The 25338-nt window shown below is 34.8% G+C and carries 25 protein-coding genes and 1 riboswitch; all 25 genes read left to right on the forward strand.

Annotated elements, in window-relative coordinates:
- The first annotated feature begins 47 nt into the window (after positions 1–47).
- A complete protein-coding gene (locus tag AC1EJ0_RS00295) occupies positions 48–1094 on the forward strand; it encodes a peptidylprolyl isomerase (protein ID WP_480022878.1) in 1047 nt (348 codons plus the stop codon).
- Positions 1095–1118: 24 nt separating this feature from the next.
- Positions 1119–1763, forward strand: a complete 645-nt coding sequence (locus AC1EJ0_RS00300) for a 50S ribosomal protein L25 (protein WP_480022877.1) — start codon at positions 1119–1121, stop codon at positions 1761–1763.
- 233 nt (positions 1764–1996) lie between these two features.
- Positions 1997–3127 (forward strand): rod shape-determining protein RodA, encoded by a 1131-nt coding sequence (rodA, locus tag AC1EJ0_RS00305; protein WP_480022876.1) that lies wholly within the window; start codon positions 1997–1999, stop codon positions 3125–3127.
- Positions 3124–5223: a glycine C-acetyltransferase gene (locus AC1EJ0_RS00310; RefSeq protein WP_480022875.1), complete on the forward strand. Its 2100-nt coding sequence runs from the start codon at positions 3124–3126 to the stop codon at positions 5221–5223. Before rodA ends, AC1EJ0_RS00310 begins: the two co-directional genes overlap by 4 nt.
- Positions 5223–5525, forward strand: coding sequence for a DUF503 domain-containing protein (locus tag AC1EJ0_RS00315; protein WP_304016016.1), 303 nt, complete (start codon positions 5223–5225; stop codon positions 5523–5525). The genes AC1EJ0_RS00310 and AC1EJ0_RS00315 overlap by 1 nt, the downstream gene beginning before the upstream one ends.
- Positions 5506–6153, forward strand: coding sequence for an endonuclease III (gene nth / locus AC1EJ0_RS00320; RefSeq protein WP_480022874.1), 648 nt, complete (start codon positions 5506–5508; stop codon positions 6151–6153). Before AC1EJ0_RS00315 ends, nth begins: the two co-directional genes overlap by 20 nt.
- On the forward strand, positions 6150–7571 hold the full coding sequence (locus AC1EJ0_RS00325) for a VanW family protein (RefSeq protein WP_480022873.1): 1422 nt from the start codon (positions 6150–6152) through the stop codon (positions 7569–7571). Before nth ends, AC1EJ0_RS00325 begins: the two co-directional genes overlap by 4 nt.
- Entirely contained in the window at positions 7568–8386 is an 819-nt protein-coding gene (locus AC1EJ0_RS00330) for a Cof-type HAD-IIB family hydrolase (protein WP_480022872.1), read from the forward strand. The genes AC1EJ0_RS00325 and AC1EJ0_RS00330 overlap by 4 nt, the downstream gene beginning before the upstream one ends.
- Positions 8387–8395: 9 nt before the next feature.
- A complete protein-coding gene (locus AC1EJ0_RS00335; RefSeq protein ID WP_480022871.1) occupies positions 8396–8863 on the forward strand; it encodes a tRNA (cytidine(34)-2'-O)-methyltransferase in 468 nt (155 codons plus the stop codon).
- 8 nt (positions 8864–8871) lie between these two features.
- Positions 8872–10473 carry a Na/Pi cotransporter family protein gene (locus tag AC1EJ0_RS00340; RefSeq protein ID WP_480022870.1) on the forward strand — a complete coding sequence of 534 codons (1602 nt, stop codon included), beginning with the start codon at positions 8872–8874 and terminating at the stop codon, positions 10471–10473.
- 110 nt (positions 10474–10583) lie between these two features.
- Positions 10584–10682: riboswitch (glycine riboswitch) on the forward strand.
- A 145-nt stretch (positions 10683–10827) separates the two neighbouring features.
- Complete coding sequence (gene trxB, locus AC1EJ0_RS00345) at positions 10828–11778, forward strand: thioredoxin-disulfide reductase (RefSeq protein ID WP_148344913.1); 951 nt, start codon at positions 10828–10830, stop codon at positions 11776–11778.
- Between the two features lie 44 nt (positions 11779–11822).
- The gene (gene trxA, locus AC1EJ0_RS00350; protein WP_058260295.1) at positions 11823–12137 is read left to right on the forward strand and encodes a thioredoxin TrxA; all 315 of its coding nucleotides are present in this window, start codon (positions 11823–11825) and stop codon (positions 12135–12137) included.
- A gap of 55 nt (positions 12138–12192) precedes the next feature.
- The gene (locus AC1EJ0_RS00355) at positions 12193–13479 is read left to right on the forward strand and encodes a glycine/sarcosine/betaine reductase component B subunit (RefSeq protein WP_294796911.1); all 1287 of its coding nucleotides are present in this window, start codon (positions 12193–12195) and stop codon (positions 13477–13479) included.
- Positions 13480–13516: 37 nt separating this feature from the next.
- Positions 13517–13990, forward strand: coding sequence for a glycine/sarcosine/betaine reductase complex selenoprotein A (gene grdA / locus AC1EJ0_RS00360; protein WP_480022869.1), 474 nt, complete (start codon positions 13517–13519; stop codon positions 13988–13990).
- Positions 13991–14027: 37 nt separating this feature from the next.
- Positions 14028–15338, forward strand: a complete 1311-nt coding sequence (gene grdB / locus AC1EJ0_RS00365) for a glycine reductase complex selenoprotein B (RefSeq protein WP_480022868.1) — start codon at positions 14028–14030, stop codon at positions 15336–15338.
- Between the two features lie 119 nt (positions 15339–15457).
- Entirely contained in the window at positions 15458–16999 is a 1542-nt protein-coding gene (grdC, locus tag AC1EJ0_RS00370) for a glycine/sarcosine/betaine reductase complex component C subunit beta (protein ID WP_480022867.1), read from the forward strand.
- 10 nt (positions 17000–17009) lie between these two features.
- Positions 17010–18191, forward strand: a complete 1182-nt coding sequence (grdD, locus tag AC1EJ0_RS00375) for a glycine/sarcosine/betaine reductase complex component C subunit alpha (RefSeq protein WP_480022866.1) — start codon at positions 17010–17012, stop codon at positions 18189–18191.
- A gap of 182 nt (positions 18192–18373) precedes the next feature.
- A complete protein-coding gene (locus AC1EJ0_RS00380; protein ID WP_480022865.1) occupies positions 18374–19042 on the forward strand; it encodes a hypothetical protein in 669 nt (222 codons plus the stop codon).
- A gap of 70 nt (positions 19043–19112) precedes the next feature.
- Positions 19113–20036, forward strand: coding sequence for an aspartate carbamoyltransferase (gene pyrB, locus AC1EJ0_RS00385; RefSeq protein ID WP_058260303.1), 924 nt, complete (start codon positions 19113–19115; stop codon positions 20034–20036).
- The gene (locus AC1EJ0_RS00390) at positions 20036–20458 is read left to right on the forward strand and encodes an aspartate carbamoyltransferase regulatory subunit (protein WP_058260304.1); all 423 of its coding nucleotides are present in this window, start codon (positions 20036–20038) and stop codon (positions 20456–20458) included. Before pyrB ends, AC1EJ0_RS00390 begins: the two co-directional genes overlap by 1 nt.
- Position 20459: 1 nt before the next feature.
- Complete coding sequence (gene pyrF / locus AC1EJ0_RS00395; RefSeq protein ID WP_480022864.1) at positions 20460–21326, forward strand: orotidine-5'-phosphate decarboxylase; 867 nt, start codon at positions 20460–20462, stop codon at positions 21324–21326.
- On the forward strand, positions 21319–22068 hold the full coding sequence (locus AC1EJ0_RS00400) for a dihydroorotate dehydrogenase electron transfer subunit (protein WP_294797167.1): 750 nt from the start codon (positions 21319–21321) through the stop codon (positions 22066–22068). The genes pyrF and AC1EJ0_RS00400 overlap by 8 nt, the downstream gene beginning before the upstream one ends.
- Positions 22061–22963 carry a dihydroorotate dehydrogenase gene (locus tag AC1EJ0_RS00405; protein ID WP_480022863.1) on the forward strand — a complete coding sequence of 301 codons (903 nt, stop codon included), beginning with the start codon at positions 22061–22063 and terminating at the stop codon, positions 22961–22963. Before AC1EJ0_RS00400 ends, AC1EJ0_RS00405 begins: the two co-directional genes overlap by 8 nt.
- Positions 22963–24105 (forward strand): NAD(P)H-hydrate dehydratase, encoded by a 1143-nt coding sequence (locus AC1EJ0_RS00410; RefSeq protein WP_480022862.1) that lies wholly within the window; start codon positions 22963–22965, stop codon positions 24103–24105. The genes AC1EJ0_RS00405 and AC1EJ0_RS00410 overlap by 1 nt, the downstream gene beginning before the upstream one ends.
- Positions 24106–25281: an alanine racemase gene (gene alr, locus AC1EJ0_RS00415; protein WP_480022861.1), complete on the forward strand. Its 1176-nt coding sequence runs from the start codon at positions 24106–24108 to the stop codon at positions 25279–25281.
- Positions 25282–25338: the final 57 nt, after the last annotated feature.

Here is a 25338-nt window from a genome sequence, read left to right on the forward strand (position 1 = left end):
AAAAGGTTATATAATAATTCTATGAGTAAAATTTAAGGGGAGATATAATGAAGAAAAATTTTAAAATTGTTTTGCTTACATTAACTATACTTACAATGCTTTTTGCAGTTTCTTGCAAGAAGGCAGATGAAAATGCAGTAGCAACAGTTAATGGAAAGGCAATATCAGAAAAAGAGTTCACTGAAAACTATAAAGTGTATGAACGTATGTACAAGCAACAACTTGGTGAAGAAGCACTAAAGAAAACTGATAAAGACGGTGTTTCATTCAAAGATAAGCTTAAAGAAAACATACTTGAAAAACTTATAGTTGATGAACTAATTAATCAAGAAATTGATAATAAGAAGATCGCTATCACTGACGAAGAAGTAAATAATTTATATGAACAAACTATTAAGGATATGGGCGGACAAGAACAATATGAAGAGTTCTTGAAGCAACAAAATATCACTGATGACTTCATTAAGGATAGTATTAAAAAAGATTATAAGCAACAAAAGCTTGAAGAAGCCTTCTATAAGGAAAATAAAGTTACTGAAGAAGAAATAAAAGACTTCTACGATGCTAATAAAGAAAGACTTATTAAGTATAGCTTAAGTCAAATCATGGCAGATAACGAAGAAGATGCTAAGAAGCTTTATGATAAGCTTGAAGCTGGCGAAGATTTTGCTGAACTAGCTAAAAACGAATCGAGCGATACTTACTCAGCTGCTAACGGTGGCAATATGGGTGAAGTACAAGCATCTACTATGCCTGAAGAGTTTTTAAACGCAGTAAGCGCTACTGAAATTGGATCTTATTCTAAAGTATTTAAGAGTGATATGGGTTATCACATAGTTAAAGTTGATGACAAGAAAGATCAATTAGAAGATTTAAAAACTGAAATCGAACAAACTCTTAAGAGTCAAAAATTCATTGAATACATGAAAGATCTTAGAGCAAATGCAGACGTTAAGAAGATGGATTTACCTGAAATAAAAGATGACGATGTAAAGACTAAAGAAGAAGACAAAGACGCTGATACAAAAGAAGACAGCAAAGACAGCGAAACACCTGATGAGGGTGAAGCTGAAGACAAGTCAGATAATAAATAAGTAATAAATTTTAAGGAGGATATTATGGCTGAATACAAATTAAAAGCAGAAAAGCGTGAAGCTGTAGGAAAAAATAAAGTTGATAAAATTAGACAAAACGAACAATTACCAGCAGCAATATTTCAAAAAGGAAAAGAAACTGAAAACATCACTATTGATGATCTAGAATTTCAAATGTTATATCAAAAAGCAGGTATGACAAGCGTTATCGATCTTGATATCGATGGAGCAATAAGACCAGCTATCATTAAAGAAATTCAAAGACATCCATTCAAAAATCAAATCTATCATGTTGGTTTCCAAGGAATTAACATGGACGAAAAGATTAAAATTGAAGTTCCAGTTGAATTACTTAACAGAGATGAAATCAGAAAGCAACCATCTGTATTAAATCAACAACTTGATACTATCGAAGTTTTAGTATTACCAAGCAATATTCCTGATAGCTTCTCAATTGACGTTCAAAACATGGATTATGATGACTCATTCACAGTTAAGGACCTAGTAGGAGACAACAAAGATGTTGAAGTACTTATAGATCTTGATGAAGTTGTATGTGCATTATCAATGCCAAGAGAAGAAAAAGAAGAGGAAGAAGTAGAAGAAACTTCAGCAGCTGATGTACCTGTAGTAGGTAAAGAAGAAAAAGAAGAAGCTGACAACGAATAATATTAATTATTATATGGCCTTGCCGCTCATTATGAGTAGCAAGGCTTTTTATTTTGCCTAAAATCATTCTTGTAAAAACGTTTTTAGAAAATCGTTTTGCGCGTTTTGTGTTTAAAAGAAAAAATATTTTATTTATATAAGATTATTAAGAATATTTAAAATAATAATCGCTTACTCCTTGACTTATAACTGCCTTTATTTTATAATAAATATGTATGCAAAGGGAGAGTAATATGATTAAAAAACCTAAGTTTAGAGTAGATATAATACTTGTCTTATCAATACTAGCGCTGCTTGCCTTTGGAACCATCATGGTGTATTCAACTACACTATCATTTTCAAAGCCAGTGCAAAACGGTCTAATGAAGACACACTTTTTGTCTTTAGCATTAGGCATAGTCATTATGTTTGCTTTAATGCTAATTGATTATAATATTTGGGGCAAGTTATACTTAATAATATACGCTGGCTGCATCTTATTATTGATTGCAACACTTATCTTCGGTAAGACTGTTAATAATGCCAAGAGCTGGATAGAGATTGGCTCAAGATTTACATTTCAGCCTTCAGAGTTTGTAAAGGTAGGCTTAATAATATCACTAGCAAAATACATAGAAAACAATATTGAAAATATCAATAATCCATTTGTTTTATTAAAGATACTTGCTTTTGCATTTCTACCAGTTGTATTAATATTATTACAACCAGACGTAGGAACAGCAATCGTTTATGTGTTTTTTATATTCATCATGCTATTTTCACAAGGGATATCTTTAAAATATGTTGTTTACGCCATAGGCTTAGGAGTATTATCGATACCTGCTCTTTGGTTTTCTATGAACCAATATCAAAAGAACAGAATTTATGACTTCTTGGATCCTACAAGAGACGCGATGGGCTCAGGTAGACAAGTTATTCAAGGTAAGATTGCTCTAGGCTCAGGAAAATTATTTGGTAGAGGTCTATTTAAAGGAACGCAAAATATGTATAAGTACGTTCCAGAGAAGCATACTGACTCAATCTTCGCTATAGTCGGCGAAGAAACAGGCTTTGTGGGCGGAGCTATAATGATTTTCCTTTATTATAGTATGCTAAGAAGAATGATTATTATTGCTAAAAACTCTGATAATGTTTTTGGCTCAGCCATGGTATCGGGATTTTTAGGAATGTTTTTCTTTCATATAGTTCAAAACATAGGTATGATACTTGGGATATTGCCAGTTACAGGTATACCGCTACCTTTCATAAGCTATGCGGGAACCTTCCAGCTAACGAGCCTAGCTTGTATAGGTTTAGTTCTATCTGTTAATTACAACAGAGGAGCTACAAGATTTACTGACGATAGCTTAGAACTACTAAAATGATTATCAAGCATAGCGAAGTAGATATATTAATTAAAAAATATGGCGTAGACACCTTTAGAATTACAGACGCAGAACGGCTTGAAGCTATTGGAGTGGCGGCAAATGAATTTACAAAGTATAGTGAGGAAGAAAGGCTAAATCCAAAGGATCTTTTTCCTAATGCAAAGAGCATAATAGTTTTTGGACTGAGCTATAATTATAAAAAAGCCAAGAAAAAAGATGGTACTTATTTGCTTTCAAGATCTTCGTATGGTTATGACTATCATAAAGTGCTTACGGATAAGCTTAAAGCAATTGATAGAGAGCTCTTTATTAATGCAGAATCAGAAAGTCACGTCTTTGTAGATACTGGTCCACTAGTAGAAAGACTACTTGCGCAAAAATCAGGCCTCGGATTTTTAGGCAAAAATACTTGTATTATCAATCCGAACTTAGGTTCTTTTATCTTTATTGGGTATATAATAAGTAATGAGCCTAGTGATTATTATGATGAAAGCTTAAAAATTGATTGTGGCTCGTGTGATATATGCGAAAGAGCCTGCCCAAACGAAGCCTTGTGTGATTATAAGATGCAGATGTCTAAGTGCTTATCATACATCACTCAAAAGAAGGGCGAGCTAGACGATTTTGAAAAGAAGAATATAAAGACTTACATATATGGCTGCGACATTTGCCAAGAAGTATGTCCATACAATAAAAACGCAAAAAAAGTATTTCATGAAGAGTTCCACGAGTCGGATGACTATGGCCTTGTTTATAAAGATGATTTTAAATTAAGCAATAGAGAGTTTAAAGAAAAATACAAAGCTATGGCCGCTTTATGGCGTGGCAAGAAAATACTTGAGAGAAATGCAAATATTATAGATATAAATAAGAATGAATTATTTAATGAAAGGAAGGGTATTATGTCAAATGTACACGAATTAGGATTTTTAAAAGACAAAATCCAAGAGTTAAAGGATCAAGGAGTTTATAGAAAGTTACCTATACTAAGCTCACCTGATGACGCTGAAATTATTTTAAATGGTAAAAAGGTAATTAACTTATCTTCAAACAACTACTTAGGTTTTGCTAATAACCCTAGAATCAAAAAAGCTTCTATCGAAATGGTAGAAAAATACGGAGCAGGTTCAGGAGCTGTTAGAACTATAGTTGGTAACATGGATATCCATGAAGAACTTGAAAAAGTTTTAGCACAGTTCAAGAGAGAAGAAAGAGCCTTCATCTATCAATCAGGATTTAACTGCAACGCTGGTACTATCCAAGCAGTAACTGAAAAAGGCGACTTAATCATCTCTGATGAGTTAAACCACGCTTCAATCATCGACGGATCAAGACTTTCTAAAGCAGATAGAGCTATATTTAAGCACTCTGATATGGATAGTTTGGAAGACGTTTTAAAAGAAAAGAGAAAGAACTATAGAAACGTACTTATTATAACTGACGGTGTATTCTCAATGGACGGAGATATAGCTAAACTTCCTGATATTGTTGATTTAGCTGAAAAGTATGAATGTATGACATATGTTGACGACGCTCATGGATCTGGTGTACTTGGTGAAAATGGTAGAGGTACAGTTGACCACTTTAATTTACACGGAAGAGTTGACTTCTCAATTGGTACTTTATCAAAGGCTATAGGCTGTATAGGTGGCTATGTAGCAGGTTCTGAAACAATGTACGAATGGTTAATCCATAGAGCAAGACCAGTATTATTCTCAACAAGCTTAACACCAGCATCAGTTGGTGCTATAACAGAAGCTATCAAGATGCTTATGGAAAGCAGCGAATATACTGATAAACTTTGGGATAACGCTAAATACTTCAAGGAAAAATTAGGTAAACTTGGATTCAACACTGGCCACAGTGAAACACCTATCACTCCAGTAATTATTGGCGAAGAAGCTAAAGCTATGGAATTCTCAAGAAAATTACTTGAAAACGGAGTATTCGTTTCAGCTATAGTATTCCCAACAGTACCAAGAGGAACAGGCAGAGTAAGATGCATGGTTACAGCAGGACACACTAAAGAACAACTTGACGAAGCATGCAGAATATTTGAAAAAGTTGGAAAGGAAATGAACATTTTACAATAATGTTCGTCACAAATATGCTTATCAGCATAACTATATATGATGCTTTGAGCTTAAAAGATAAACGCATGGTTGTTAAATCAATTGTCGAAAGGATTAAGTCAAGGTTTAACGTATCTGTTTGTGAAGCTTCGGACAATGATAAGTGGCAGGTGAGTGATTTAGGCTTTTCCTTCGTGTCAAATGAAAGTAAATATAACGAGAAAACTATCGAGAAGATTATTAACTTCATCGACAATGACGATAGAGTTGAAATTACAAATATAGATAAAGAGATGTATAGTTATGAGAAAAGTATTAAATAAAAAAGAAATAAATACAGTTTTGGACATACTGCGTCAGGATTATCCTGACGCAGGTCCTGAGCTGCACTTTAGAAATGAATTTGAGCTTTTGATAGCAACGATATTATCAGCTCAAACCACAGATAAGCAAGTCAACAAGGTTACTGATGTGATGTTTAAAATCATGCCAGAACCGGTAGATTACATAGAAAGGCCACTTTCTGAAATAGAGGACATGGTCAAATCCATAGGCTTTTTCAGAAATAAGGCGAAAAACATACAAAAGACTTGCGATATATTAGTACATAAATACGATAGCCAAGTGCCAAGCACATTTGAAGAGCTAATTGAATTACCAGGAGTCGGTAGAAAGACTGCAAATGTTGTCTTATCTAACGCTTTTGGCGTACAGAGGATAGCTGTTGATACTCATGTTTTTAGAGTGTCTAACAGAATCGGCTTAGTAGATGAAGACAATGTCTTGGATACAGAAAAGGCGCTTATGAAAAAGCTGCCGAAGGATACTTGGTCACTAGCACATCACCTCTTAATCTTTCACGGAAGAAGAGTGTGCAAGGCGCAAAGACCACTATGTGAACTTTGTAATTTAAGTGATATTTGTTTATACAGAAAGGGAATTGATAAATGAAAAAAGGATTAGCAATATTTATAGTACTAATACTAATTTTAGGCGGTGGGTACTTTGGCTACACAAAGTATACTGAAGGAAAAAGAATTGAAGCTATGGAAGAAGCTCTTAAAGGAGACGATATTTATACGGGTATTACTATAGACGGCATAGATGTTGGCGGCTTATCTAAAGAAGAAGCTAAAGACAAGATACTTGCCGCAAAAGCTGATGAGCTAGAAGGTAAAAATATCAATATTAATGTAGAAGATAAGAATTATACATTTGAGCTAAAAAATCTAGATCATAAGATGGACATAGATAAAGCCATAAGCGAAGCTTACGAATACGCTAGAGAGGGCGAACTAGAAGAGAGATACAATAAGTTAGAGGCTCTTAAAGAAAATCCATTAAACGTAGTCATAGATAAAGAGATTGATTACTCACATGTAGATGATTTTGTAGCTAAAATTGCAAGTGAAATCGATACAGAAGCGGTAAATGCAGAATTTAGCGTAAACAATGGCAAAATCACATCTACAGAGAGTAAAGATGGGAAAAAACTAGATAGAGAAAAACTTAAAAATGATATCTTAGATGCTATTAATAATAATACTGAAACAATTACAGCAAGTGTAGAAACTATAGAACCAGAAAAGAAACATTCTGACCTTGAAAGAATAAACGGACTTATTGGTTCGTTCACAACAGATATAAGCACTAGCTCAAACGAAAGAAAGACAAATATCAGAGTATCATCAAACTCTGTTTCTAAAAAACTTTTGCTTCCTGGAGAATCTTTTAACTTTAATAATGCCATAGGAGATATAACGGCAGCTAATGGATATAAAAATGCACATGTTTTAAAGGGTGGAGAGTATGAAAATGGTTTAGGAGGAGGCATGTGCCAAACTTCAACTACGCTTTATAATGCGCTTGTTAGAGCGGGAGTTAAAATACTTGAAAGACACCCTCACTCAAGAGCTGCAAACTATGTGCCAAAAGGACAAGACTGCGCAGTTTGGAAAGGATCTAAAAATCTAAGATTTCAAAATTCTTATGATTTTCCTATATATATAGACTCAAGCGTTACAAATAACAAAGTAACATTTTATGTTTATGGCGATAAAACAAAGAAAGATTACGATATAAGCTTTAAATCAGAGATAGTTGAAGTAATCAAATCACAGGCTATTGAGAAAGAAGATCCAAACCTAAAAGCTGGCGAAAGAGTTGTTGACGTAAAAGGATACGATGGCTATAGAGTTGTAACAAACAAGATTGTTACAAAAGATGGAAAAGTAATTTCGAATAAACAGTTTACAAAGGACTATTATCCAAAGAGAGATACTATAGTTAGGGTTTCTACTAAAACCGCTGGAGAGGAAGATCCTAGTGGAGATGCTTCAAACAGTGATGAAGCGGTGATGCTACCATGATAGATATAAAAGTACTTGCTTTTGATATGGATGGAACTTTACTAAATAGCGAGAAAATGGTAAGCAGAGGAACTTCGCTAGAACTTGAAAGATTAAATGAAAACGGCGTCGAAATAGTTTTATCAAGCGGTAGACTTCATAAATCGATCGAAGCATATGCAAAGATACTGCCATTTAAAACATCTATAGTAGCGACAAATGGCAGCGTTGTTACTGATAGTGAAGGCAGAAGAGTCTACGAGAAACCTATTGACACAGATGCATTTATAAAAGTAGTGAATCTACTTTATGACTACAAGATGAATTTCCATTTTTATGGAGTAAATGAGTTCTATAGACTTAAAGGAACTACATCCTTAAACACTTATTCAAGAGTTCCTAAAAATATTAAAGATACTATTGACATAATTGAATACAATAATATAGGAGAGCTTAGAGATTCATGTGAAAGCAATTCTTATTTTAAGGTTTTATTAGTAGAAGAGGATGAAAATTATCTTGAAGAAATAAGAACTGAGCTAAAGAAGATAGATGGCGTTAAAATATCAAGCTCTTGGTCTAATAATATCGAGATTGTTCCAGAAGGGGTAAATAAAGCTAAATCTCTTAAGTATTTATGTAAGAACTTAGGATTAAGTTTAGATAATTTGATGTCTTTTGGGGACAATAATAACGATATAGAGATGATTGAAGAATCAAAAGTCGGCGTTGCTATGAGCAATGCAACAAACGAATTAAAGCAAAAAGCAGATTTCATAACTGATTACGATAATGATCACGACGGAATTATGAAATTTTTGAAACAATATTTTTAGGAGGAGCTCATGGCAATAAACATAGTATTACATGAACCAGAGATACCGCACAATACTGGGGCCATAGCGAGAACTTGTGTGCTCACTAATTCTAGACTTCACTTAATTAAACCTTTTGGTTTTGATTTAAGTGATAAATACCTTAAAAGAGCGGGTCTAGATTATTGGAAGTATCTGGATCTTACAATCTACGAAAACCTGGATGATTTTTTTGAAAAGAATAAAGATGCAAACTTTTATCTAGCAACAACAAAGACTAAAAACATTTATTCTGATGTTAAATTTAAAGATGGCGACTTTATATTTTTCGGAAAAGAAACAGCGGGTTTGCCAGAGGACTTAATTAATAAATACAGTGACAGAGCAATAAGGATACCAATGATTAAAGATTTAAAAAGATCATTAAATCTAGCAAACTCTTGTACAGTAATTTTATACGAAGCTCTTAGGCAATTAGATTTTATGGAACTTATATAGGTGATTTTATGGATTATGCATTAGGACTTATGGGCGGCCTAGGTTTATTCCTATACGGAATGAGCCTTATGGGGGATGGACTTCAAAAGGCGGCAGGAAGCAAATTAAAAAAAATAATTGGGGCGTTAACTAAAAACACCTTTATGGGTATATTAGTTGGTACAGTGGTAACTATGATTATACAAAGCTCATCAGCAACTACGGTTATGGTTGTCGGCTTTGTAAACGCTGGTTTAATGAACCTATATCAAGCGGTTGGAATAATCTTCGGAGCAAACATAGGTACAACAATTACTGGTCAAATGCTTGCTTTAAATATATCAAGATATGCACCTATAGCAATATTTGTTGGTGTGCTTCTTTTCATGCTAGGTAAAAAGAAAAGAATTAAGAGCTATGCAGAAATTATTTTAGGTATAGGTATACTTTTCTTTGGTATGGCAGCAATGGGAGAAGCAATGAGGCCATTAGGAGAAAGTACTGTATATGCAAATTTGATGGCGAAACTTACTAATCCTTGGCTAGGAATGTTAGTAGGTATTGTTATGACAACTATACTGCAATCATCATCAGCTGCTCAAGCGATTATACTGGCATTAGCATCACAAAATATTATTAATATGCACATAGCCTTTCCAATATTATTTGGTCAAAACATAGGTACAACAACTACAGCACTTATTTCGAGTATTGGAGCTAGCAGAACAGCTAAACAAGCAGCATTTATACATTTTATTTTTAATGTCTTTGGCTCATTATTATTTATGCTTTTATTAAAGAATCCTATTGAAACTTATGTTGTTAATAACTTTAGTCAAACAACAACACAAATCGCCATGGCGCATACTTTCTTTAACGTTATTAACGTTTTATGGATGATGCCATTTGCAAAAGTACTTGTTAAATTAGCTCAAAAGCTAATACCAGAAGGCGACGATAAAGCTGATAAGCACGCAATACATCTAGACTATCGTATACTTACTACACCAGCCTTAGCAATAGAAACAGTTATGGATGAATTAACAAGAATGAACGATTTGGTTCTTCAAAATATTGATGATTCAAGAGATTTATTGATTAATAAAAAAAGCGAGTTAATGGATGTTATTTATGATAGAGAAGAGCTTATTAATAGTCTGCAAAAAGAAATTATAGATTATTTAGTAAAGGTATCAACGTCAGGACTTTCTAAAGAACAGCACGAAACGGTCGATGATTTATTCTTTATTGTAAATGATATAGAGAGAGCTGGAGACCATGTTAAGAATATTGCTCAATTAAGCGAAGAAAAAACTAACATGGACATACATTTTACACAAGAAGGCAAGAACGAATTAAATGAAATTTATGATTTAACATATAAAGTATTTACTATGACTATGGATGCTTATAGGTCTATGTCAGAGGAAAAAGCATATGACATAGTTAATACTGAAAAAGAAATAGATATTTGCGAAGAAGCATTTAGAGAAAAACATTTTAGAAGACTGATGACAAACGAATGTGAAGAAGAGCAAGGCATCATCTTCCTAGATACAATATCAAATTTAGAAAGAATAGGAGACCACGCTGACAATATCGCAGGATATATATTAAAACATTTTGAATAATTAAGTCATTTTCTTCATAAATTGTTTTAATTCAGATATAAAAAATTAAAATATAGAAATGCTTGTAAAATTATACTAATTGTGGTATAATATAATTAGTAAAGAACTGGACGACAGATGCGGGAGAGAACATATGTCACCGAAGGGTAAAGAATTTGAGCTCACTACTTAAATTCAAAAGTCTCAGGTAAAAGAACCGCATTTTGACAGTACTCTGGAAAGCTTATAGCACCGATGGAGCAATCTTGTTTAAGAGAATCTCACAGGTTATAGACAGAGAACAAGAGTGGCTTGTTTTCTGTTTTTTATTTTACAGACAATTTTGTTAATAAACAATATGTAGTATAAGGAGGTATATCATTAATGTATGATGTAATTATTATTGGAGGGGGCCCTGCAGGACTAGCAGCTGGCTTATACGCTTCAAGAGCAAGACTTAAAACTCTTATCCTAGAAAAGGAAAAAGCTGGTGGACAAATAGTTATAACTGACGAAGTTGCTAACTATCCTGGTTCTGTTGAAGAAGCTTCAGGTCCAAGCCTAATTAAGAGAATGAAAGATCAAGTAGACAGCTTTGGAGCTGAATTCGTTTTAGATACTGTTGAAAAACTAGAACTAAACGATAAAGTTAAAAAAGTTGTTTGCAAAGACAAAACTTATGAAGGCAAGACTGTTATTGTTGCTACAGGCGCTACACCAAGAAAGATTGGTTGCCCAGGCGAAGTTGAATTTACAGGTAGAGGCGTAAGCTACTGCGCAACTTGCGATGCTAACTTCTTTGAAGACATGGAAGTTTATGTAGTAGGCGGTGGAGACTCAGCTTTCGAAGAAGCTATGTACTTATCTAAATTTGCTAGAAAGGTTACACTTGTTTACAGAAAAGGTAAAGAAGAAGCAAGAGCAGCTGAAAGTATTAAAGAAAAGGCATACAAGAATCCAAAACTTGACTACATCTGGAACGCTAACGTTGTAGAAGTAAAAGGTGACGGAATCTTAACAAGCATAGTTCTTGAAGATACTAAGACAAAAGAACAACGCGAAATATTTGCTGACGAAAACGACGGAACATTTGGTCTATTCGTATTCGTAGGATATATTCCAAAGAACGATATTGTTGAAGGCATCCTAGATATGGAAGGTGGCTACATCGTTACTGATGAAAACATGCACACAAATATCCCTGGAGTATTTGCAGCTGGAGACAACAGAAAGAAAGAATTAAGACAAGTTGTTACAGCAACTGCAGATGGAGCTATAGCAGCTACACAAGCAGAAAAATATATTAACGAAAACTTTGCAGACTAATAGTCTAAGTATATAAAGTAAAGATATTTTAAGGAGGAATCGTAATGTTAGAAGTAACAAAAGACAATTTTGAACAAGAAGTTAAACAAGCAGAAGGCTATGTATTAGTGGATTTCTGGGGTCCTACATGTGAACCTTGCAAGGCTTTAATGCCACACATCCACGCAATGGAAGAAGAATTTACAAACGTTAAATTCACTTCATTTGATATTTCAAAAGGTAGAAGATTAGCAATTGGTGAAAAAGTTATGGGCTTACCAGTAATTGCTATTTACAAAGACGGTTCTCAAGTAGATTCAAGAGTTAAAGAAGACGCTACTAAAGAATCAGTTAGAGAAATGTTAGAAAAATATAACTAAAGTTTATTTACTATTTTATAGTTAAATATATTCAAATTTTAAGGGAGGTGAGATTATGCGTCTAGAAATAGGCAACGTGCTTATTAAAGATGTTCAATTCGGCCAAGAGACAAAGGTAGAAAATGGAGTTCTATATGTAAATAAAGAAGACATTATCAATCTTTGCAAGGAAGATGAACATATTAAATCCGTAGACGTAGAAATCGCTAGACCGGGAGAAAGTGTTAGAATCACACCGGTTAAAGATGTTGTTGAACCAAGAGTTAAAGTTGAAGGACCTGGTGGAGTATTCCCTGGAATTCTTTCAAAAGTTGACGTAGTTGGTTCAGGTAAAACAAACGTTCTTAAAGGTTGTGCAGTAATGACAACAGGTAAAATTGTTGGTTTCCAAGAAGGTATTGTCGACATGACAGGACCAGGTGCTCAATATACACCATTCTCAAAAACTAACAACATTGTAGTTATTGCTGAACCAATTGATGGTTTGAAGCAACACGAACATGAAAAAGCTCTAAGATATTGTGGATTCAAGACTGCAGCTTACTTAGCTGAAGCAGCAAGAAACTTGACTCCAGATGAAACAGAAGTTTATGAAACACTACCTTTAATGGAAGGTGCTGAAAAGTTCAAAGGACTTCCAAGAGTTGCATATGTTCAAATGCTACAATCTCAAGGACTTCTACATGACACATACGTTTATGGTGTCGATGCAAAGCAAATAGTTCCTACAATTTTATACCCAACTGAAGTTTTTGATGGAGCTATAATTAGTGGTAACTGCGTATCATCATGCGATAAGAACCCATCTTATGTACACATGAACAACCCAGTTGTTAAAGAATTGTACAAAGAACACGGTAAAACTATCAACTTTGTTGGTATGATTATCACTAACGAAAACGTTTATCTTGCTGATAAGGAAAGAAGTTCAAACTGGACTGCTAAACTAACTAGATATCTAGATCTTGATGGAGCTGTTGTTTCACAAGAAGGTTTTGGTAACCCAGATACAGACTTAATCATGAACTGCAAGAAGATCGAAGGACAAGGCGTTAAGACTGTAATCATTACAGATGAATACGCTGGTAGAGACGGTGCTTCTCAATCGTTAGCAGACGCTGATAAGGCTGCAGATGCAGTTGTAACTGGCGGTAACGCTAACCAAGTTATTGAATTACCTAAGATGGACAAAGTTATTGGTCACCCTGAATTTATCGATACAATCGCAGGTGGATTTGACGGTTCATTAAAAGAAGACGGTTCAGTAACAGTTGAAATCCAAGCTATAACAGGAGCTACTTCTGAAGTAGGTTTCGGATATTTAACAGCAAGAGGCAAATAATTAATTAAAAATAAAAATAGGAAAGGAGAGTTTTTGAATGTCAATATTTAATGAAAATTCAAAAGTTGTTATAATTGGCGACAGAGACGGTATTCCTGGTCCTGCTATGGAAGAGTGTATAAAGACAACACCTGCAGAAGTTGTATTCTCAGCTACTGAATGTTTTGTCTGAACTGCCGCAGGCGCTATGGACCTAGAAAACCAAAACAGAGTAAAAGAAGCCGTAGATAAATACGGTGCAGAAAACATTATAGTTTTACTTGGTGGAGGAGAAGCTGAAACAGCAGGCTTAGCAGCTGAAACTGTTACAGCAGGTGACCCTACATGGGCTGGTCCTTTAGCCGGAGTCTCGTTGGGACTTAAGGTATACCATGCATTAGACCCTGAATTCAAGGAAAGTGTTGATGCAGGCGTTTATGACGAACAAATAGGCATGATGGAAATGGTATTAGACGTTGATGCTATTACTAGTGAAATCAAAGCTATCAGAGATGAGTACACTCAATATTAATAGTGCCCAAAAATTTTAGTAAAAGGGGGGAAATATGATGAGTAAATTTAGAGTAGTTCATTATATTAACCAATTCTTTGCCGGTGTTGGTGGAGAAGAAAAAGCTGATATAAAACCTTATGTTGAAGAAAAGGTTATGGGTCCTGGTATGGCTTTAACTGGCCAATTTAAAGGAGAAGCTGAAATTGTTGCGACTATAGTATGTGGTGACTCATATTTCGGAGAAAACATTGAAGAAGCAAAAGCAGCTATACTAGAAATGGTTAAAAAATATGAACCTGATCTATTCATCGCAGGACCTGCATTTAACGCAGGAAGATACGGTGTAGCTTGTGCTACAATTACTGACGCAGTACAATCTGAACTTGGCATTCCTGCAGTAACTGGTATGTATGTTGAAAACCCAGGTGCTGATATGTTCAAGAAATCAGTATATATAGTTAGTACAAAGAACAGTGCGGCTGGTATGGTTGACGCTGTTAAGAAGATGGCTCCATTAGCTCTTAAACTAGCTAAGAATGAAGAAATCGGTACTCCAGCAGAAGAAGGATACATCGAAAGAGGAGTAAGATACAATTTATTCGCAGAAGAAAGAGGAGCAAGAAGAGCTGTTAACATGATGCTTAAGAAGTTAAACGGTGAAGAATATGTTACAGAATATCCAATGCCTAACTTTGACAGGGTTGATCCAAACCCAGCTATCAAAGATATGGCTCACGCAACTATCGCTTTAGTAACATCTGGTGGTATTTGTGCAAAAGGAAACCCTGATCATATCGAAGCATCATCAGCTTCTAAATACGGAAGATATGACATTACAGGATTAGATGCATTCACAAGTGAAAATGCTGAAACAGCTCACGGTGGATACGACCCTGTATATGCTAACGAAGATCCTAACAGAGTTTTACCTCTTGACATAATGAGAGAATTTGAAAAAGAAGGTAAAATAGGAAAATTATACAATGCATATTTCACAACAGTTGGTAACGGTACTGCCGTTGCAAATGCTAAGAAATTTGCTGAAGAATTCTCAAAAGAATTAGTTGAAAACCATGTTGATGGAGTTATATTAACTAGTACCTGAGGTACTTGTACACGTTGCGGTGCAACAATGGTAAAAGAAATCGAACGTGCAGGAATCCCTGTAGTTCACATGTGTACAGTAGTTCCAATTTCATTAACAGTTGGTGCTAACAGAATAGTTCCAACAATAGCTATTCCACATCCTCTTGGAGATCCAAAACTTGACCACAAGGAAGAAGTTTCTCTAAGAAGAAAGCTAGTTGAAAAAGCATTACATGCTTTAGAAACTGAAGTTGATGGACAAACTGTTTTCGATAAATAATTATTTTAGATAATTATATTCGCCCTTTCAATTAAGGGCGAAGTACATAATTAGTTTATGTCATAGTATTGCTATGTTATAGATAATTCATAATAAAAAAATATTACGGAGGTGTATGGATGAATTATTCAGTATTAAAGGGTGCAGCTTATGTATTGTTACAAGCACCTGATATGGTAATCCACAATGGAACTACACAAACAACAGAAAGAACTCTACATCCAGATTCAGAGTATCTAAAGGCAGTTCCAAAACATTTAAGAAGTTTCGAAGACTGTGTTAACTATTTACCTAACCAAATTTATATAGGTAATGAAGTTCCTGAAAAGTTAAGAGAAGTGCCTGAACCATGGCATGAGCATTTATTAGAAGGTGCTGATAGACATGGCAAAAAGGGTGAAATTCTTCCGCAATCAGAACTTATCGGTATGATGAAAGTTGCTGACGTATTTGAATTAGTATTTTTAACTAAAGAATTTACTGAACAAGTAAAAAAAGAATTTGAAGAACATCCACTAATAAAAGAAGATCTAATAAAAAGATTAGGTGAAGGAACTGAATTAGCAGAAATTGAAGGTTTAATCAATGATCACGGTGCTGAAGCAATCATGAATGATGACAAAGTTGTTGGTTGTGTAAAGAGAGCTCATGATGTTGACCAAAACTTATCAGCTCACGTAATGTTTGAAAACTTAGTAGTTAAAGCATCAGGTATATTTGCTGCTTTAAACTGTATAGAAAAGAACCACATTGATCCTGAATCAATTGAATATGTAATTGAATGTTCAGAAGAAGCATGCGGTGATATGAACCAAAGAGGTGGCGGTAACTTTGCTAAATCTATAGCAGAATTAACTGGTTTAGTTAACGCATCAGGTTCAGACGTTAGAGGCTTCTGTGCAGCTCCAACTCACTCTTTAATTTCTGCTTCGTCATTAGTACAAGCTGGAACATTTAAGAATGTATTGGTAGTTGCAGGTGGTTCTAGTGCTAAACTTGGCATGAACGGAAGAGACCATGTTAAGAAAGAAATGCCAATAATCGAAGACTGTGTTGCAGGATTTGCATTTGTTGTCTCTCAAAACGATGGAGAACATCCAATAATCAGAACTGATATAGTTGGTAGACACACAGTTGGCACTGGTTCATCACCACAAGCAGTTATCACTTCTTTAGTTACAAATCCACTAACAAAAGCTGGATTAAAAATCATAGATGTAGATAAATATTCAGTAGAAATGCAAAATCCAGATATAACAAGACCAGCTGGAGCAGGTGACGTTCCTGAAGCTAACTTTAAGATGATAGGAGCTTTAGCTGTAAAGAATGGCGAAATCGAAAGAACTGCACTTCCTGATTTTATCGTTGAACATGGTATGAAAGGTTGGGCTCCAACTCAAGGCCATATACCTTCAGGAGCACCTTATCTTGGATTTGTTATAGATGATATCAAGAGCGGAGCAGTAAAAAGAGCTATGATTGTTGGTAAGGGAAGCTTATTCTTAGGTAGAATGACAAACCTATTCGACGGTGTTTCTATAGTAATCGAAAAGAACCCAGGAAAGGTTAGCGAAGAAGGTGCAGCATCTGAAGAAACTATCAAGAAATATGTAGCAGATGCAATGAGAGATTTCGCTAAATCATTCACAGAAGAAAATTAGAGGTGACGATATGTCAGACAACATTAAGAAAATGATTGGACAAGTTTTTAATGACATCGCTGATGGCTTAGAAACTGGTTCATTCGGTAAAAAAGTACGTGTTGGCTTAACAAGTTTTGGTAGTGAACACGGTACTGAAAACTTAGTTAAAGCTGCAGAACTTGCTCAATCTAGAGATTCTTCAATCGAAGTTGTCCTTATCGGTCCTAAAGCAGAAACTGAATTAACTCAATATGAAGTTTCTGATGAAGATCAAGGCTATAAGAAGATGGAAGAATTGCTAGACGCTGGAGAGATAGATGCATGCGTTACTATGCATTATAATTTCCCAATCGGAGTATCTACTGTAGGTAGAGCTGTTACTCCTGGATATGGTAAAGAAATGCTTATAGCAACAACAACAGGAACATCTTCTGCACACAGAGTAGAAGCAATGGTTCTTAATGGTATCTATGGTTTAATCGTAGCTAAAGCATTAGGTAATCAAGATCCAAGTCTTGGTATACTAAATGTTGACGGAGCAAGACAAGTTGAAAGAGCTTTTAAACAATTAAACGAAAATGGATTTAATATAAAATTTGCTGAGTCACACAGAGCAGACGGCGGAGATGTAATGAGAGGAAACGACTTATTACAAGCTTCATGCGATGTTGTAGTTAATGACTCACTTACAGGTAACATTCTTATGAAGATGTTCTCTTCATTCACAACTGGTGGATCATACGAAGCAGCTGGCTTTGGTTATGGACCTGGTATTGGTGAAGACTTCGATAGAACTATACTTATAGTATCTAGAGCATCAGGCGTTCCTGTTGTAGCAAATGCATTAGTATATGCTGCAAGCCTTGTTAAGGGCAACTTACACAAGGTAGCAAAAGCTACTTTTGAAGCAGCTAATGCAGCTGGTTTAAAAGATGTTTTAGCATCATTAAATAAATCTAATGAAAAGAAAGATGACGGTCCAAAGGAAGCAGTAGCAGCTCCAGCAAAGGAAGTTGTTGAAGAAGCTATCGCTGGTATCGATATACTAGAACTTGAAGATTCAGTTCAAGCACTTTGGAAAGAAGGTATCTATGCTGAAAGCGGTATGGGTTGTACAGGACCAGTTATCATGGTTAGTACAAAGAACCTAGATAAAGCTAAAGAAGTTTTAGCAAAAGCTGGATATATAACAAGCGATGCAAATTGCTAATTAAAAATGAGGCGCAAGCCTCATTTTTTTATGCAAAAATTTATTTTACACACAGCTATATAGAAATATAGAAATTAAGAAATTAAAAAGAATAATCAATACAATCTAAATATTACTATTAAAAAATTTATATAAAGTATATGATAAGACTTAATATATGATATAATATATATGGTGATACTATGGAAAGAAATAAACAATACTTTAAAGAATATATCATGGACTTGCGCTCCATTATCGAGCTATCTAGTTTTTCTTTAATGATACTTAATCTAATATTGTTACCAATATCAAAGGTGCATAGACTGGATATAGCACTAAGCATATCATTAATTTTTTATTACCTAATTATAAGACCCAGAATTAAGGATACACAAACATTCTATGTGTTTAGGATTATTGCGAGTAATGCAACAAGAAGGGCTTTTTTACACTTTCTATTAGTGCGCGTCATAATAAAGAGAGACCTTGAGATGTATACAAATCACTACTTCATCAAGTACACTATCATCATGATGATTATATTTATCATGTATTTAATCATACTTGCTTATATAAGTAGCAATAAGATAGCAAAGAAAGAAAAGTTTTTCAAAAACTTTAAGTACAATGATAAATTATTTATTGAGAACTATACATTAGAGAACTTTGAAAACTTTAAATACTATACAAATTTAAGCGCACTTTACTCAGACGACAATACCGACAGCGAATTGCTCGATGCTAGATATGAATATCTTAAGGCTTCACTTGCAGATGAAGAGGAAGATGAAGAATTAGAAAAAATAAGACAAGAGATTTTAAAAAAATTAGATGAAGCATATAAGTTTGTAAAATTTGAAAAAAAGTAAAAAAAGTTCTTGACTTTTAAATTTATTAGTAGTATGATTATAAGGATAAAAAAAATATAGGGAGGATATTATGCTTAAAGGAAGAAATTATATTGATCCGGAAGATCTAAGCCTAGAGGAGCTTGATGAGCTATTTGCACTAGGTAAAGAAATTGTTGAAAACGAAAAGGATTTTATACACGTATGTGATGGTAAAATCCTAGCTACTCTATTCTATGAGCCCAGCACCAGAACCAGATTTTCATTTGAAGCCGCTATGTTGAGATTAGGCGGAAATGTTATTGGTTTCTCGGAGCCGGGCTCTAGTTCTGTAGCAAAGGGAGAAACACTAGCTGATACACTAAGAACAGTTAGCTGCTACTCAGACATCATTGCTATGAGACATCCAAAAGAAGGCGCTCCACAATATGGCCACAACGCTTGCACAGTACCACTAATTAACGCAGGAGACGGCGGACACCAACATCCTACACAAACACTTACAGACCTATTTACAATACTAAGCGCTAAAGGCAAATTTGACGGCATGACTATAGGTCTATGCGGCGACTTAAAGTTCGGCAGAACAGTTCACTCACTAATCAAAGCAATGTCAAGATATAGCAATAACAAATTTGTTCTTATTTCACCAGATGAACTAAGAGTTCCAAAATACTTAAAAGAACAAGTTCTTGATAAAAAATCTATACCATATACAGAAGTAGAAAGACTTGAAGATGTAATTGACGATCTTGATGTATTATACATGACACGTGTACAAAAAGAAAGATTCTTCAACGAAGCTGACTATGTAAGATTGAAAGACAGCTACGTTCTAGACCTTGAAAAGCTTAAGAACGCAAAGAAAGACCTAGCAATACTTCATCCACTACCAAGAGTTAACGAAATAGCTGTAGACGTAGACGACGATCCAAGAGCTTGGTACTTTAGACAAGTTAAGAACGGTATGTATATAAGAATGGCACTGATAGCAAAATTATTGGGGGTTAAATAATGTTAAGTATAAATAGTATTTCAAAAGGTATAGTTATAGACCATATACAAGCTGGACATGGTATACAAATATTTGAATATCTAAATCTTAGAGAAGCTGACTACACTGTAGCATTAATCATGAACGCACACAGTGAAAAGATGGGCAGCAAAGATATGATTAAGATTGAAAATGAAATAGACTTAGATTTATCTGCGCTAGGTTTTATCGATCCTAACATCACTGTGAACGTAATAAAAGATGAAAAGATCGAAAGAAAGATAAATCTTACTCTTCCAGAAGTTGTAGAAGGCGTTATAAAATGCAAGAATCCTCGCTGCATAACATCTGTTGAAAGAAATATTCCGCACAAATTTGTCTTAGTTGATAGAGAAAAAGGCAAGTACAAATGTGCTTACTGTGATCATGTTTACGGGGAATAATATGATTATAGATAGATTATTTGAAGAAGTTCAAAAATTTGGTCCAATCTGTGTCGGTCTAGACACAGATTTGTCCTATATTCCAGAGCATTTAAATAGTATTGAAAGTATCGCAGATAGAGTTTTTAAATTCAACAAGGACATAATCGATGCAAGCTATGATTTGGTAGCTGTATATAAGCTTCAAATTGCTTACTACGAAGCTTTAGGCGTAGAAGGACTATTAGCATACAAAAAGACTTTAGAATACCTTAGAGAGAAGAATAAGCTAAGCATAGGCGATATCAAAAGATCTGATATTGCAAAGACCGCAGAAATGTATGCAAAAGCACACTTTGAAGGAGATTTTGAAGCTGACTTCATAACACTTTCACCATTTATGGGCTATGATAGCATAAAACCTTATTTGCCTTATTTGGAAAGCGGAGAAAAAGGAATATTTGTGCTATTAAGAACTTCAAATCCTGGTGCTTTAGACATAGAATACCTTGAAAGTAAAGGCGAAACATTGTATAATATAATTGGTGACAATCTAAGTAAGATTGCAGATAAATACATCGGTGACTATGGCTACTCATCTCTAGGCTTCGTTGTTGGTGATAACATCATGGACAGTGGCGAACAAGATGAGATAAGAAAGAGATTTCCTAGGGAATTTTTCTTAGTTCCTGGCTATGGTGCTCAAGGCGGAAAAGCTTCAACTGTAAGAAAATTGCTTACAGAGCTTAATGGCGGCATCGTTAACTCATCAAGAGGTATAATAACAAGCCATATGAAGCACATGGACGACACTGATTATAAGTCTGAAAATTATTTAAAATACATTAGAGAAGCTGTTATAAATATGAAGGAGGATATCTGTGGCTAGAAATGCATACAAAGAGGGTACGATATTAGAAAACAATCACATTATTGACAATATCTACGTTTTAAAAGTAAGTGGACCATTCGAAGGTGCACCTGGACAATTTTATATGATTAAATCGTGGCAAGGAACAGACCCTCTTCTAGCTAGGCCTATAAGCATCTACGATATAGATGAGGAGGGCAATATCTATCTTTTGGTAGCAAATGTTGGTAGAGGAACAGATATAATGATGAAGCTTAAAAAAGGCGATAAATTATATTTACTTGGACCACTAGGAAACAAGTTCCCATTACCTAATAAAGATGAAAAAGTGGCTTTAGTTGGCGGCTCTGTTGGTATAGCGCCTCTTAAGTACCTTGCTAGATCTATACAAGATATCACTAAGAATATAGATTATTACGCAGGATTTAGAGATAATCCATACTTAATCGAAGATTTTGAAGAATATGTTGAAAATACATATATTTCAACAGAAAGTGGCAAGGTCGGTTATAAAGGCTATATCATAGATATTTTAGAATCGGAGAAATACGATAAGATATATACTTGCGGACCATTCCCAATGATGAAAGCCCTATTATTAAAAGCTCATAATAGAAATAAAGTACTAGTAAGCATGGAATCAAGGATGGCTTGCGGCGTAGGAACATGCAGGGGCTGCAGTATAAAGACTAAAGTTGGCATGAGACGCGTTTGCAAGGACGGACCAATATTTGGAGGAGGTGTGTTTTTAATTGACTGATTTAAGAGTAAAGATAGCTGATATTGAATTTAAAAACCCACTAATCGCTGCGAGCGGAACCTACGGCTTTGGTAAAGAATATGAGGAGTACTACGATATCTCAAAGATAGGCGGCGTCTCCACTAAGGGCCTTACACTAAATCCAAAAGATGGTAATGAAGGCATAAGATTATTCGAAACTCCAAGCGGCCTTATGAATTCTATAGGCCTTGAAAACCCTGGTATACAAGCTTTTATCGATAATGAACTAGACTTTCTACTATCAAAGGACCTTATCACACTTGTAAATATTGGCGGTAATAACATAGAAGATTATTTAGAGGCAGTTAGATTAATATCAAAGACAGAAGCTCAAATGATAGAGCTTAATATTTCATGCCCAAACGTTAAAAGCGGCGGCATGGCCTTTGGTATCAAGACTTGCGTTGCTAAAGATGTTGTTAAAAAAGTTAGAGATGCTACAGACAAACCGCTTATAGTAAAGCTATCACCTAATGCTAACGACATAGTGGAAATGGCTAAAGCTTGCGAAGAAGTTGGTGCAGATGCACTAAGTCTTGTTAACACATTTAACGCTATGGCCATAGACATAGACAGGCGCAAAACTGTATTTAACAATAAAACTGCAGGTCTATCAGGCCCTGCAATCAAACCTATAGCCTTAAGAATGACTTATGAAGTGTCAAAGGCTGTTAATATACCTGTTATAGGCATGGGTGGCATACAAAACTATAGAGACGTAATCGAATTTATTATGGCTGGAGCAAGTGCAGTACAAGTTGGCACTATGAACTTTACAGAGCCTATGATTATGCCAAATATTGTTGAAGACTTAGAAAAATATATGAATGATAATAAGATAGAAAGTTTTGAAGAGATTAGAGGAATAATTTAATGAGTATAGGTGTAGATATACTTGAAATATCTAGAATTAGAAAATTAATGGAAAATGAAAAGTTTTTGAATCGCTTCTTTAGTGATGCAGAGATAAGCTATATAGAATCATCAGCTAAGGCTGATGAAACTTGTGCTGGGATTTTTGCGGCTAAAGAAGCTATTATTAAGGCTTTAAATGGCAATTTAGCTGGACTACAATATAAAGACATCTCTATAGAGAGAAAAAATGATGTACCATTTGCTTATGTGAATGGTATAAATTTTTTTGTCTCAATCTCGCATGATGGCGACTACGCAATAAGCGTTGCAAGTACAAACGAATGCTCTAGCAAAATCAATATTGCTGATGAATTTAAAGTGTTTAAGAAAAGGGATGACTTTACTCATAAGGGCGACTATGGTAAGCTTGCCATATTTGCTGGCTCTCTTTCAATGACTGGGGCGCCTTACTTTGCGTCACTTGCTGCGATGAGGACGGGCTGCGGTTTATCTTATTTGTACATTGACAGGGATATACAGGATATACTCAGCGTGAAGCTGTCTGAAACTATAATCAGATGCAATGATAATTATGATTTAAAAGATATGGACGCTGTGCTTTTTGGACCAGCTTGGTCATTTTTTGAGAATAGAGATAATATTTACAAAGACATAATCCGTTCAAATAAAAAGCTTGTGATTGATGCAGATGGTCTTCATTATTTGAAGAAATATCGAGATAAACTAGGATACAGGACTATAATCACGCCGCATTTTGCTGAACTGGCTAGACTTATAGATGTTGACACAGAAAAAATTATAGAAGAGCCTAAAAAATATGCGCGCCTTGCTAGTGAAAAGTTTGAAGTAGTAGTAGTTTTAAAGGGCCACAATACTATTGTCATGGATGAAGACAATGAATACATAAATCATACAGGAAACCCTGGTATGGCTACAGCAGGATCAGGCGATGTGCTGTCTGGTATTATTGCTTCACTACTTGTTCAAGGCTTCAATACCTTTGATGCAGCGAAGTACGGGGTATATTTGCATGGACTAGCAGGGGATCTTGCAAAAGAAAAATACACAGAATATTCATTAATAGCAAGCGATATAATTGAGTTTATACCGAAAGCTATTAAGATGATGGAGGTAAAATAAATGAAGGGCAATAGAGCCGCTTGGCTTGAAATTAATTTAAACAATCTTGAATACAATATCAACTCTATTAAAAAGGCTATCAGTCCTGAAACGAAGATCATGCCTGTTATTAAGGCTGATGCATATGGTCATGGAGCTGTAGCTCTTGCTAAGTTTATGGAAGGCTTAGGAATTGATAGATTTGTTGTATCTGTTGCGAGCGAGGCAATGGAGCTTAGAAAAGCAGGTATTGAAGAGGATATACTTATGCTTAATTACTTAGAGGATAATTATTTAGAAGAAGTAGTTAAGTATAATTTAACGAGCGCTATATTTAGCTATGATAAGGCTAAAAAGCTTAGTGAAGAAGCTCTAAGACAAAATAAGACTGCCAAGATACATATTGCGCTTGACACTGGTATGTCTAGAATTGGTTTTCAAGCAGATGAAGTTCATAGAGCAAAGTCTGTGGAAGAAATTTTAAAGATATCAAAGCTTGACAATATCGACATAGAAGGTATATTTACTCACTTTGCTAATGCTGACATCAAAGATAAAACTTTAACTCAAAAGCAATATGACAATTATCAAAACACCGTTGCCATGCTCGAAGAAGCTGGACTTAAGATAAGGATAAAACACGTTTCTAACTCAGCATCCATCATGGATCTAAAGGATTTAAACCTTGATTATGTTAGAGCAGGCATCATTCTTTACGGCTACTATCCATCTGATGAAGTTATTAAAGAGAATTTACCTTTAAAAAAGTTAATGCAATTAAAAGCTTGTATTTCAAATGTCAAAGAGATAGAAGCGGGCGAGGGCGTTAGTTATACTTTCTCTTTCATCGCTGACAAAAAGACTAAGGTTGCCACAATACCTATAGGATACGCAGATGGCGTAAGAAGACTTTTACAAAACAAGTTAAAGGTCTTATATAAAGACAAGCTATTGAATAACATCGGAAACATTTGTATGGACCAATTTATGATTGATGCTACAGGTACTGATGCTCAAGTAGCTGATGTAGTAACTATAATAGGTGACGGCACTAACAAGGCTATGACTTACGATGACTTGGCTAAGATTGAAGGCACTATTAATTATGAAGTTCTAACTGATATGAAGGATAGAATTTCTAGAAAGTATTTTTACGATGGAGAAGAAATAAGCTCTCACAACTATAAAGATATATAGCTTAAACCCGTAAAGTTATTGACTTATAAGCGATTTTAACTTATAATATAATTGTCT

This window comes from Fenollaria sp. C0166D3, assembly GCF_056590255.1.